This is a genomic window from Tissierella simiarum (assembly GCF_018917865.1).
Lineage (GTDB): Bacteria > Bacillota > Clostridia > Tissierellales > Tissierellaceae > Tissierella_C > Tissierella_C simiarum.
Genome location: NZ_JAHLPM010000001.1, coordinates 1 through 12,778, shown reverse-complemented (window position 1 = coordinate 12,778; position 12,778 = coordinate 1). Strand labels below are relative to the sequence as shown.

The window sequence follows — 12,778 nt, the reverse complement described above, 5'->3', positions numbered from 1 at the left end:
TTATATGACTTTTATGAAATCACAAGATGTTATAAGCGGTAAATTAGGTAGAGTTTATGCTACTATTGATGGAAATATAGAAGAAATGTTATATGTTAAAAATATAGAGGCTACTATAGAAAAGCAAAAAACAGAAATACCTGTATTAGGTAAAACAGGAGTACAACATAAAGCTGGAGGCTGGAATGGTACAGGCTCTATGACTATATATTATGCTACAAGTATATTTAGAAAGATGATGCTAGACTATATAAAAAATGGTAGAGATATATATTTTGATTTATTAATTGAAAATGAAGACCCTACAGCAAGTATAGGAAAACAATCTGTAGTCTTAAAGGGTGTAAATCTAGATAGTATTACAATAGCAAAATTAGACGTTGAGTCAGAAATATTAGATGAAGAAATTAGCTTTACTTTCCATGATGTAGATATGCAAGAAGAATTTAAAGCTTTAGGAAGATAAGAGGAGGAAAATAAATGAGTGGATTAAGTGGGTTTTTAAGTCAAAATGCTATAAAAGTAGAAAACGAAAAATATGTAATATCAGAAAGATTTGTAGATGATAAGGGGAATCCTATTCCATGGGAAATTAGGTCTTTATCTGAAGAAGAAAATGAAGCCATAAGAAAGTCTTGTGTAAAAAAGGTAAGAAACAAAGGAGTAGTCAGTCAAGAAACTGACTATGACTTATATCTAGCAAAATTTGCTGTTGAATCTGTAGTATTTCCTAATTTAAAGGATGCAGAATTACAGAAATCCTATGGTGTACTTGGAGCTGAAAAGCTTTTAAAGAAAATGTTAACAGGTGGAGAATATGCTCTTCTGCTTAAAAAGGCACAGGATATAAATGGGTTTGACTCAGATATGGAGGACTTAGTTGAAGAAGTAAAAAACTAATGGAGGAGGGAGATAGTGAGGCTAACTATGCCTACTATGCCCTCCATAAACTTAAAATAAGGCCTAAAGATTTTGTGGAGATGGATAAGTATGAAAAAGCAGTGGTAATGGCTTATATAGATATTAAGATAGATAGTGATAAAAAACAGGCAAGTAAATTAAAGAGATAATAAAAGCATCCTTAATTGGGATGCTTTTATTATTTTTAAAAAGGCAGGTGATTAAATGGCAGATAAAAAGGTAAGTATTAGGCTTATTGACGACTTATCCAAGAATATAGATAGTATGGAAATTGCTAGAAGAAAATTTGAAATATTAGTAGAGCGGTATGAGCGACAAGCTAAAAATGTAGAAGCATTAGCTAAAAGATATGAAAAAGTATCATCGAAAAAGAGAGCAAAAGAAATAGATATAAAAAAGGCGAGGAATGATTTAATATCAGCACAAGAGAAGGAAATAGCTTTAGCAGAAGAGCTAGCGAATACTAAAAAAGCCTTAGAAGTTAAGGAAGAAAAAAGAAATGGGTTTGGAGCGAATGATGATTTTTCTAAAAGAATGAAAAATATTTTTGGAAAATTTATTAATGTAGATAACGTTAAAAAAGGTTTTCAACAAACCATAGGAGCCGCAGCAAAACTTAATGAGCAGTCAGTTTCAATGCAAGCAGCTTTTGGAGATGTTGATATGGGAAAAAGTTACTTTAATAATCTAAAAGCCTATGCTATTGAAACAGGGCATGACTTAGAAAGTTTGATAGGAATAACAAAAAAGTTTACAGGAATAACAAAAAATGCAAATAGTTTGATGGGATTAACAGATACGGCTAGTAAATTAAGCTTAAAAACTGGAGATTTAGGCAGTGCAGGGGATTTGATACAAGAAGCTATGGAAGGGCGTTATGACAACCTACAGAACGTATTAAATCTAGATGATAGTCAAATGGAACCGTTAAAACAAGCAATAAAAAAAGGTAGTATGGATGGAATAATAGATGCTTTTGGTGAAACTTTAAATACAGCTGGATTAACAGATGAAATAATGGAAGCATATAAAAATTCTCCAATAACAAAATATGAAAAAATAATGAATGGTTTCAAAACAAAGTTGGCAGAAACAGGAGAAGGTGCTTTAGAAAGGCTTGTTCCTATCCTTGAAAAGGTGGAAGAATGGTTGCAATCTAGTAACGCAGTACAATTTTTTGATAATATATCTCATGGGATTGCCTGGATAACAGAGAAAGCAATAGAACTATTTTCTTTTATATCAGATAATTGGGGAATTATAGAACCAATGCTTTTTGGAATCGTTGCAGCTGTGCTAGCATGGGAAATGGCAACAAGTATTCTTGCTATAAAGCAGGAGATACTTAATTCAATTTTATTAAAAAATCCATGGACCTGGATAATCATGGGGATAGTCACTCTAATTGCATTTGTATATAAATTGTGGCAGACAAATGATGAGTTCGCACTTGCAATAATGAGAACATGGTATAATATTATGGATTTTTTGAGTGATGTTTATTTATTCTTTCTGAAACTTAAAAATGGTATGGTCAACATTGTTGCTGATGCAAAGATAAAGATAATACAAGACATAGAGGATTTGATAAATAAAGCAATTAAAAATATTAATAGTTTTATAGAAAAGTTAAACAAAATATCTATAATATCTATAGATTTAATTGAATCAGCAGATTTTGCAGCACATGCTGCTTTAGAAGTAGAGGCAGAAAGACAGAGCAAAAATGATTCTATTGCAGCTAAAGAAATAGACATTGCTATTCAAAAATCAAGAAGGCAAGAAAAATTATTAGATTTTGAAAAAAGAAGAGCGTCCAGTCAGGAACCTATCATAAAAGCCATAAATGATTCCACAGAGCAACAATCAGTTTTCAATGTCAAACAACAAGATAATTTAGCAGCTATTAATAATAATGGTGTTGGTATTAAAGACAGTATAGATAAATCCAATGAAGAACTACAATGGATGAAAGACTTTGCAGAACAAGAAGCAATAAATAAATTTACTTCTGCCACATTAGCTCCACAAATAAGTGTACAATTTGGAGATGTTAGAGAAACAGCTGATGTAGATGGTATAGTAGACCATATAGAAAGAGTATTAACAGAACAAATAAATATAGCGGCAGAGGGGGTGTATAGTTAATATGTATTCCTTTTATTTAAAACTTGAAAAAGAAGAAATACAATTGCCAGTTCCTCCTACAGATTTTACATTGAAAGTGAATAATAAAAATAAAATAATAGAATTACTTAATCTAGGAGATATAAATATATTAAAAGATCCAGGATTAACAGATATAAGTTTTAAGATACTACTGCCAGGTCAAAAATATCCCTTTGCAGAGTATCCTGATGGATTTAAAATGCCTAGATATTATTTAGAGAGGTTTGAAAAGTATAAAGTAGATAGAAAACCCATTAGACTTATTGTCAGCAGAGAGGCTCCTTGGAAGGAGCCTTTATTTGATACTAATATGGCAGTATCCTTGGAAAGCTATACTATAGAAGAAAAAGCAGGAGAAGAAGGGGATATTTATGTAAGTTTAGAATTGAAACAATATAAAGATTATAAAACAAAAGTAGTCACTATCCAAGAAGTTAAAGATGGTAAAACGACTGCTACAGTAAAAGAAAAAAGACCAGCTAAAACTCCAGAGAAAACCTATAAGGTTAAAAAGGGAGATACTTTGTGGAATATAGCAAAAAAAGAATTAAACGATGATAATAAGTATATGGAAATAGCTAAACTTAACAATATATCCAATCCTAATAAGATTAAAATAGGACAAGTATTAAAATTACCTTAGGAGTGATTAAATGGCATATGAATTAGTAATACGAAATAAAGGCAAACAATATATGCCTCTAGTAGAAGGAGATATTACTTGGGAAACTGTAAGAATAGGGCAGCCGGGAAAATTGACTTTTAATATTTTAAAAGATGATACTATAGATTTCCAAGAAGGAAATTCAGTTACTTTTAAAGTAGATGGAAAAAATTTGTTTTGTGGTTTTATATTTTCTAAGGATAGAGATAAAAATCAGATTATTAGTGTTACAGCTTATGATAAATTAAGATATTTAAAAAACAAGGATATTTATCAATATACAGAAAAAAAGGCTTCAGAGGTTTTAAAAGAAATAGCACAAATTTATGATTTAAGTATAGGAACCATAGAGGATACAGGTTATGTAATACCACACAGAGTAAAAGAAAATGTAACTCTTCTTGACATAATATATGATGCTTTAGAACTGACTCTTAGAAATAAAGGGAAAATGTATGTTTTATATGATGATTATGGAAATTTAATGCTCAAGGATATAGAAACAATGAAGATTCCTGATTTAGTTATAGGAGAGTATAATTCACAAAATTTTAGCTATAAAACGGATATTGATACAGATACCTATAATGTAGTTAAACTTTATAGAAGTGGTGAAAATGTAGGTAAAGAAGAACCTTGTGTAGACAAAGATGACAATAATATAGATAACTGGGGAGTTCTACAGTATCTCGATAAAATTGATGAAAATGTTAATCCAAAGGTTAAAGCTGAAATCTTACTAAAAATGAAGAATAGAAAAGGTAGAACTCTACAACTAAAAGACTGTCTAGGAGATATAAGAGTAAGAGCAGGCACAAGTGTTATGGTTCTTATGAGAGATATAGGGGATATATCTATTCAGCAATATATGTTAGTAGAAAAGGTGAAGCACACCTTTAGAAATGATGAACATTTTATGTCCTTGGATTTAAGGGGTGATATATAAATGAGTATGATTAGTTTAATAAAACAAGCGGCTATAGAAGCAGTAGAGCAAAATTCTCCTACCTCTATAACTTATGGTGAAGTTACTTCTGTTAATCCGTTAGAGATAAATATAGATCAGAAATTTTCTATTTCTAAGGAATTTATACTTCTAACCTCTAATGTCATCGATAGGGAAACAGAAATAACCATAGATGATGGGATTAAAAATAAGGCAGTTATTTTTGATGGCTTAAAAGAAGGAGATGAGGTACTGCTTCTAAGAGCTCAAGGAGGACAAAAATATATTATTTTAGATAGGTTGGTGAGAGTATGATACCAAAGCTTGAAGATATAAATATTGGAGAAGAAATAGAGATAGTAGAGCAGCCAACTTTCACCTATAGATTCAATTTTGAAACTGGAGAAATAACTGGATACAAAGATGGAAAAGAAGCTATGGAACAGGCAATATATAAAATATTAGAGACAGAAAGATATAAATACGAAATATATGATTGGGATTATGGATTCGAAGTATCCGATTTATTTGGGAAACCAAAGCCCTATGTATATTCGGAATTAAAAAGGAGAATAAGAGAAGCTTTATTAGATGATGATAGAATTTTAGAAGTTGATAATTTCATATTTGAAACTTCTGAAAAAGATGTTGTTCATACTAGATTTACAGTTCATACAATATTTGGAGATATAGATGGATTGAAAGAGGTGAATGTCTAATGCTTGAAAATACCAGTTATGAAAATATATTAAAAAGAATGTTGGATAGAGTACCAAATAGTATAGATAAAAGGCAAGGCTCTATTATATACGATGCTTTAGCTCCTGCAGCAGCAGAATTAGCACAGGCATATATAGATTTACAAAACATAGAAAATAGAACTTATGCTGATACTGCAGTAGGTGAAGATTTAACAAGAAGGGCAGCAGAGAGAAACATAAATAGAACACCTGCAACGAAAGCCATTAGAAAAGGCATATTTAAAGGAAGCAATAATCAGCCTTTTAATGTATCAATAGGCAATAGATTTACAGGAAATAATCTTAACTATGTTGTTAAAGAAAAAATTGCAGACGGAGAATTTAAGCTTCAATGCGAAGAAGCAGGGGAAAAAGGCAATTTTTATATTGGAAAATTAATTCCTGCTGAATATATAAGTGGACTTGAATCGGCAATGCTATCTGATGTTTTAATTCCAGGAGAAAACGAGGAAAACGACGATCATCTTAGAAAAAGGTATTTTCATAGCTTACAAAGTGAATCCTTTGGTGGAAATATAGCTGGATATAAAGAAAAAACCAATGAATTAAATGGAGTTGGCGGAGTAAAAGTATATCCAGTATGGAATGGAGGAGGCACTGTAAAACTTGTTGTTATAGATAGTGAATACAAAAAACCTTCTAATACATTAATAGATAATATCCAGACTTCTATAGATCCAATACAAAACCGAGGACAAGGTCTTGGAATAGCACCAATAGGTCACATTGTAACTGTAGAAGGGGTAGAAGATAAGACTGTAAATATTGAAACAAATATTATTTTTCAAAAAGGATATACATGGATAGACGTAAAACAAAGGGTGGAAAATGTAATTAATGAATATTTCTTGGATTTAAGAAAAGAGTGGGCAGAAAGTGAAAGTGTTGTAGTTAGGATTAGTCAGCTTGAAACTAGGATTTTAAATGTTGTAGGAGTTTTAGATATACAAAATACTAAGATTAATGGAGCAGGACAAAATCTTATATTATCAGAGGTAGAAATACCAGTTTTAGGTGAGGTAACATCAGTATGAAACGGTTAGAAGAATATTGGATAGAAGAAATTAAAAATATAAAAGAGTTTAAAGAAATAGCAAAAGCTGAGAATCCAGAAGTTAAAAAAGTATGGGAAGTTATTGAGGATTTAATAGACGATCAATTCATTGAAACTGCTACTGAAAGAGGAATAGCTAGACGTGAAAAAATTCTTGAAATCATTCCATTTGCTGATGACGATATAGAAAGTAGAAGATTTAGAGTAAAAGCACGTTGGAATGAACAGCTTCCCTATACTTATAGAGTGTTACAAAATACTTTGGATCAATTATGCGGAAACAATGGCTACTCAATGGTACTGAATTCAAAAGAATATTCATTGAAGATAAAAATAGAATTAACTAAAAAAAGAATGTTTGATGAAGTAAAAGAACTTACAAGGAAGATGGCACCAGCTAATATGGTGATTACTGTAGAACTAAGATATAACCAGTATAAAAAGTTAAATAATTCTACACATAATTATTTAAATAGATATTCACACGAGGAATTAAGAAGTGAGGTGATTATTTAATGGCAGAGTATACAAAGAATTATAATCTAAAGAAACCGTCGCAAGATGATTTTTATAATATTGATGATGCCAATTTAAACATGGATAAGATAGATACAAAATTAAAAGAAGTAGAAGATAAAATAGAAAATTCATCTCCAATAATAGTATCAGAAAGCCCACCTATCCCCAAAGATAGGAAAAAAGGGGCTTTTTATTTTATAGTTACAGATGAAAATGAAATACCAATAAGCCCTGATGAGAATATAAGGGTATCACCTAATATGGGAATAAAAATTAAGGAGGGGTAGAAATGTCAGCTAAAAGTATAATTCAAATTCAATTACTTGATGAAAAAACGGGAAATGTTATAGAAACAGTTATTCCTGAAACAGAAGCTAGAGCTATAGCATTAGAAAATGGTCAAGATTTACAGACTTATTTAAATAATTTAGTATTACAAAAAGGTGAAAAGGGTGACAAAGGAGATAGAGGACCTCAAGGAATTCAAGGTCCAAAAGGCGATAAAGGAGACAAAGGCGACACTGGGGCACAGGGGCTAAAAGGGGCGGATGGAGCTAAAGGAGCAACTGGTGACAGAGGACCTCAAGGACCTGCTGGAAAAGATGGTGACAACGTAAAATATGGTACTACTAAAGAAAATGCACAGGAGATAAAATTATTCTTTAAGAAGATATAGGGGTGGTGATATAAATGGCTGAAGAAAGAAATATAAGAATTGAAGATAGTGATGGAAATATATATTATCCTCATACAAAGGCTTCTAATGTGAAAACCAGTGACGGAAAAAATGTAGAAACTAAATTAACAGAGGTTTTTCAGTCTGGACTTGATGGTAAAAACTTATTAGAAACCTCCATCAAGTCCAAAGGTGGAAGGGTTTCTAAACAAGGAACAGTCGCTACATTTAATGAATTAGATTTAGGAATAAAGTCTATAGAAACAGATAAAACAGGAGATGCAACAGCAATAGCAGGAGATATATTAAGTGGTAAAACTGCTTATGCTAAAGGGAAGAAGTTAATAGGAAGTATGGCTAATAGAGGAGCAATAGATAATACCATAACAACCCAAGGAGGACAGATAACAATACCAGCAGGTTATCATAATGGTAGTGGTAAAGTTAAGGCACAGTTTTCTAACTTAGTGGCAGGGAATATTAAGCAAGGTGTTAATGTTGGTGGGGTAGTTGGGACATTGGAGAGTTCAAACTTCAGGGAAGAAATATGGAAGCCTAATTTTTTTATAGAGAAAGATTCTTACAATCAAGAAGAAAAGATTTTTGATATACCAGATTGGGCTAAATATTTCATTATCGAAATTGACAAGAAGGATTTTAGGGGAATAAATCTTACATTTTTTCTAACCTTATCAGATTTTCCTGTTGGAGAAAGGAGAGAATCAATTGGGTACTATTTAAGGTGGTGGAACTTGACAACCACTACTTATACATTAGAAGCAAGAAGAAGATCTGATGTAGAAATACATGTAAAAATAAGAGCTGATGCCTATCAATACAATGAATCATTTAACACACCAATTATTGTAACTTTATTATAATTTAGGAGGAGAAAAAATACATTAAAATAGAAGATTACAACGAAACCCTACTATGGAGAAAATGAGATGGACAACAATGGTCTCAAGAAAGATATGAGCCTTCAATTGAAGCAGAATTATAGGAGAAGATTAAAGAGCTAGAAGAACAAAATATGGTTACTATAGAGTTTTAAATAATAAAGTATCAGAACTAAAAGGCACCACAATGAAATTAATAGCAATCATAACTCAATTACAAGAAGTTAATTAATATGACTTTACAGAAAACAGTTACTTGTAAAGTTTTATATAAGAAAACTAATATAGATATTAATGAAGTTTTTCATATACTTCTTTAATATGTTTTAATACAAATTGATAAAGACATAATTCTAACAAAAAGTATAGGAGGTGAACTTATAGTGCTTGAAAATGTAAGTTATGAAGATATTTTAAAAAGAATGTTAGATAAAATACCAAATAATATAGATAAAAGACAAGGTTCTATTATATATGATGCTTTAGCCCCTACAGCTGCGGAATTAGCACAGTCCTATATAACATTGGAGTATATTTATAGTAAGCTAGATGTAGAAAATCTACAAGACGAAGAATTAGAACGATTTATAAAATTTAGAACAGGTATAAATAGAAAAAAAGCTACCAAGGCTATTAAAAAAGGTGTATTTAAAAAAGCTGATGGTAGTTTTTTTAATGTTCCTATAGGCAGTAGATTTACTGGAGAAAATCTATATTATAAGGTTACAGAAAAAATTATAGATGGTGTATTTAAACTGGAATGTGAAAAGGCTGGAGAAATAGGAAATGCATATATAGGTAAGTTGATTCCAGTCGATTACATTAGCGGATTGGCTACTGCTGAATTAACAGATATATTAGCTATAGGATATGAAGTTGAAGAAGATAAAAGCCTACTAGAAAGGTATTATGAAAGAATAAAAACTCCTGCAACATCAGGGAATAAGTATCACTATTTGAATTGGGCTAAAGAAGTAGTAGGAATAGGAGATGCTAAAGTAGTACCACTTTGGAATGGAAGAGGTACAGTTAAGGTAGTAATAGTAGATTCAAATAAGAATCCAGCAGGGGAAGAACTTGTAGAAAAGGTATTTGAGCATATAGAAAAAGAAAGACCTATAGGTGCTAAAGTAACAGTAGTATCAGCAGTTGATAAAAATATAAGTATATCATCAAAAGTAAATTTAGCAGAAGGATATAGAATACAAGAAGTACAACAAAAATTTAAAGAAAACATAGATAAATATAGAAAAGAAATAGTATTTAAAGATTCATATATTAGTTATGCGGCTATAGGAAATATTCTCTTTAATACAGAAGGAGTATTAGACTATGACGATTTAAAACTAAATGAAGAAATGAAAAACATATCATTAGGAGAAGAAGAAATACCTGTATTTAACTTAGTAGAATTGGAGGTGATATAGGTTGTTTGTAGAGAAACTAAATAAGAAACCAAGTGGAGTATATATTATAGAAGAAGAAAAAATCATAACTGAAGGTAAGTGGGAAGGTTTTTTGGACCATGATAATGTAAATCATCAATCTATATCAATATATACAGGATCTAAATATACAGGGGAAAAGGTAGAAAACTTCTTTATATCTACACCATCAGAAACTCCCTGGAAAACTCACTTAAAAATATTCTCTAATAGTGAGAAAGTATATATTACCTATGAAACTACAGGGGATCAAGTAGAAGCAGAGGACATAAATGAGTTACAGGAAGCTATAACTGATACAAGTAATAACCTAAATGATTATAAGGATAGCAACAATAGGGAAATAAAACAGTTAAAAAATAGAGCAACTACTCTCGAAAATAATAAAGCTGAAAAAACTTATGTAGATACAGAATTAAATAAAAAAGCTAATAAAGATAATGTGTTTACCAAAGAAGAAGTATTACAGAAAATACAAGAAATAATAGGAGCAGCACCAGAAGCTTTAGACACGTTAGAAAAATTAGCTACAGCCTTAGATAATGACCCTAATTTTGCAACTAATATAATAAACCTTCTATCAACTAAAGTAGATAAGGAGCAAGGGAAAGGACTTTCTACAGAAGATTACACTACAGAAGAGAAACAAAAATTGTCAGGGATTGAAACAGGAGCCAATAAATATATTCATCCAGCTACTCATAGCGCTGATATTATAGTTCAAAATGCAAACAAAAGATTTGTATCTGACACTGAAAAGGCTGATTGGAACGGCAAAGAAACAGTAGAAGGTTCACAAGCTAAAGCAGACAATACCCTTAAAAGTGCAAAAGAATATATAGATACACATGACAGTAATACGATTAAGCATATTACAAGTGAAGAACGCACTAACTGGAATGATTCTAACAATAAGAGACATATCCATGAAAATAAATCTATCTTAGATAAAATAACTCAAACTCTAATAGATAGCTGGAACAATGCAGTAGAACATACTACAGATACAGTAAAGCATATTACATCTACAGAAAGAAATAAATGGAATACCGTTTCAAATAAAGCTGATAAAATCTATGTAGATGAAACCTTTGCAACTAAAGAAGAACTTAGCGGTGCTGGTAATGGAGATATGCTTAAATCTATATATGATAAAAATAATAATGGTAAAGTAGATGTGGCTGAAAGTGCTGATAGTGTGCCTTGGACTGGAATAACAGGAAAACCATCTACTTTTACTCCAGCGATACATGAGCATAATATACAAGATTTACGGTATAGAACAATGGACTTTTATGTTGATGGTAATGCAAACACATACTATCCAGTTGTAATATCCAATATTAGTTCTTTGGATGATGGGCAACCGAGTCAAAAAACCTTGGAAATAGTTAGAGGTTATAGTTGGGATGCACCAGATGTATGGAATACTGCTACTCATAGGGGTGGATTACAGGTATATTTAAATACTTACGCACTTGGATGGGGTGGAATGAATTACTTTATGGATATAACTATGGGGCAAACATATAGCAAGATGGTTGCTGATATAATAATACCACTACCAGATACTAATAATATATTAATTTGGTTAAGGGGTGGACATGCAAAGTATAGACTTATTGCATACGATAGAAATATAGAGATAACTCCATATATAGGAGATTTTATAAATAAACCTGGCACTCAATATGAGCAAGTTTATTCACCTAGAACAGATAGAGAAACTCCATTTGATTTTATAGGATTAAAGAAGTTTAATTCTATACCTGAACATTTTATTGGTGGGGGATATAGGAATATTAAAGCTGGTAATAGATTGGCAACGATTAAAGATATACCTACTAAGCTAAGTCAACTATCCAATGATAAAGGCTATCTCTCTAAAAGGGTAACTTGGAATAACCTCAAGGGGGTGTAAGTTATGTATGGACAATATAAATATGGTGAATATAGATATGGCGAAGAAGACACACCAACAGGTCCAGAAATAGACGATTTAACTCCTGATTTAATGAAATATCTACCCTGGTACTATCAAGAATCTAATATAATGAAAAGTATTCAAAATTCAATAGAGAAAGAATTTGGTGTATCTGCTTATTATATAGAAGATGTATATAAGCAGTTTTTTATTGATACTGCAACATGGGGATTAAGTGTTTATGAAAAGGAACTAGGATTAAAAACTAATATGAGCTTATCTCTAGAAGAAAGACGAGAAATAATTAAAGCTAAATTAAGAGGAACTGGTACAACTACTAAGGAAATGATAAAGAATACAGCAGAAGCCTTTAGTGGTGGGGAAGTTGATGTAATAGAGTTTCCAGAAGAAGAATATTTCATAGTAAAGTTTATAGGAGTTAAAGGAATACCCAGAAACATGCAAGGGTTTATAGATATGTTAGAAATGATTAAACCAGCTCATTTATATTATGAATTTAAGTATACTTATACAGTTTGGAATTATTTAAAAGAGTTAACTTGGAAACAGACTAATGTAATGACTTGGGATGAATTAAGAGTATATGAAGGAGAGTGATAAAAAGTGAAATATACAACTAATTTAAAGCTAAAGAAACCAGAAGGTGCAGATGTAGTAAATATTGATGATTTAAATGATAATGTTGACATCATTGATAGTGAACTAGCTAAAAAGGTAGATAAAATAAGCGGTAAAGGATTAAGTACAAATGATTATACTATAGCGGAAAAGAATAAATT

General features: G+C 31.0%; 16 protein-coding genes. All 16 read left to right on the top strand.

The features are described 5' to 3' along the window. The first annotated feature begins 4 nt into the window (after nt 1-4). Nucleotides 5-466 carry a phage tail tube protein gene (locus KQI42_RS00080; RefSeq protein ID WP_216515554.1) on the top strand — a complete coding sequence of 154 codons (462 nt, stop codon included), beginning with the start codon at nt 5-7 and terminating at the stop codon, nt 464-466. 14 nt (nt 467-480) lie between these two features. Then, the gene (locus KQI42_RS00075; RefSeq protein ID WP_216515553.1) at nt 481-900 is read left to right on the top strand and encodes a phage tail assembly chaperone; all 420 of its coding nucleotides are present in this window, start codon (nt 481-483) and stop codon (nt 898-900) included. Continuing rightward, nucleotides 900-1,070: a hypothetical protein gene (locus tag KQI42_RS00070; RefSeq protein ID WP_216515551.1), complete on the top strand. Its 171-nt coding sequence runs from the start codon at nt 900-902 to the stop codon at nt 1,068-1,070. Before KQI42_RS00075 ends, KQI42_RS00070 begins: the two co-directional genes overlap by 1 nt. A 55-nt stretch (nt 1,071-1,125) precedes the next feature. Continuing rightward, nucleotides 1,126-3,069 (top strand): phage tail tape measure protein, encoded by a 1,944-nt coding sequence (locus KQI42_RS00065; protein ID WP_216515550.1) that lies wholly within the window; start codon nt 1,126-1,128, stop codon nt 3,067-3,069. A 1-nt stretch (nt 3,070) separates the two neighbouring features. Then, nucleotides 3,071-3,733: a LysM peptidoglycan-binding domain-containing protein gene (locus KQI42_RS00060; protein WP_216515548.1), complete on the top strand. Its 663-nt coding sequence runs from the start codon at nt 3,071-3,073 to the stop codon at nt 3,731-3,733. Between the two features lie 10 nt (nt 3,734-3,743). Beyond that, nucleotides 3,744-4,700, top strand: a complete 957-nt coding sequence (locus tag KQI42_RS00055; RefSeq protein WP_216515546.1) for an XkdQ/YqbQ family protein — start codon at nt 3,744-3,746, stop codon at nt 4,698-4,700. Further along, complete coding sequence (locus tag KQI42_RS00050; protein ID WP_216515544.1) at nt 4,701-5,015, top strand: DUF2577 domain-containing protein; 315 nt, start codon at nt 4,701-4,703, stop codon at nt 5,013-5,015. Beyond that, on the top strand, nt 5,012-5,419 hold the full coding sequence (locus KQI42_RS00045) for a DUF2634 domain-containing protein (protein ID WP_216515542.1): 408 nt from the start codon (nt 5,012-5,014) through the stop codon (nt 5,417-5,419). Before KQI42_RS00050 ends, KQI42_RS00045 begins: the two co-directional genes overlap by 4 nt. Next, complete coding sequence (locus KQI42_RS00040; RefSeq protein WP_216515539.1) at nt 5,419-6,495, top strand: baseplate J/gp47 family protein; 1,077 nt, start codon at nt 5,419-5,421, stop codon at nt 6,493-6,495. The genes KQI42_RS00045 and KQI42_RS00040 overlap by 1 nt, the downstream gene beginning before the upstream one ends. Next, nucleotides 6,492-7,031: a putative phage tail protein gene (locus tag KQI42_RS00035; RefSeq protein ID WP_216515537.1), complete on the top strand. Its 540-nt coding sequence runs from the start codon at nt 6,492-6,494 to the stop codon at nt 7,029-7,031. The genes KQI42_RS00040 and KQI42_RS00035 overlap by 4 nt, the downstream gene beginning before the upstream one ends. After that, complete coding sequence (locus tag KQI42_RS00030) at nt 7,031-7,321, top strand: hypothetical protein (protein ID WP_216515535.1); 291 nt, start codon at nt 7,031-7,033, stop codon at nt 7,319-7,321. Before KQI42_RS00035 ends, KQI42_RS00030 begins: the two co-directional genes overlap by 1 nt. Nucleotides 7,322-7,323: 2 nt before the next feature. Further along, on the top strand, nt 7,324-7,710 hold the full coding sequence (locus KQI42_RS21135) for a collagen-like triple helix repeat-containing protein (protein ID WP_216515532.1): 387 nt from the start codon (nt 7,324-7,326) through the stop codon (nt 7,708-7,710). A gap of 14 nt (nt 7,711-7,724) precedes the next feature. Further along, a complete protein-coding gene (locus KQI42_RS00020) occupies nt 7,725-8,591 on the top strand; it encodes a hypothetical protein (protein WP_216515530.1) in 867 nt (288 codons plus the stop codon). Nucleotides 8,592-8,992: 401 nt separating this feature from the next. After that, nucleotides 8,993-10,036, top strand: coding sequence for a baseplate J/gp47 family protein (locus tag KQI42_RS00015; protein WP_216515528.1), 1,044 nt, complete (start codon nt 8,993-8,995; stop codon nt 10,034-10,036). 1 nt (nt 10,037) lies between these two features. Then, nucleotides 10,038-11,975, top strand: a complete 1,938-nt coding sequence (locus KQI42_RS00010) for a DUF4795 domain-containing protein (RefSeq protein ID WP_216515526.1) — start codon at nt 10,038-10,040, stop codon at nt 11,973-11,975. 3 nt (nt 11,976-11,978) lie between these two features. Further along, on the top strand, nt 11,979-12,596 hold the full coding sequence (locus KQI42_RS00005) for a YmfQ family protein (protein ID WP_216515524.1): 618 nt from the start codon (nt 11,979-11,981) through the stop codon (nt 12,594-12,596). Nucleotides 12,597-12,778 lie beyond the last annotated feature (182 nt).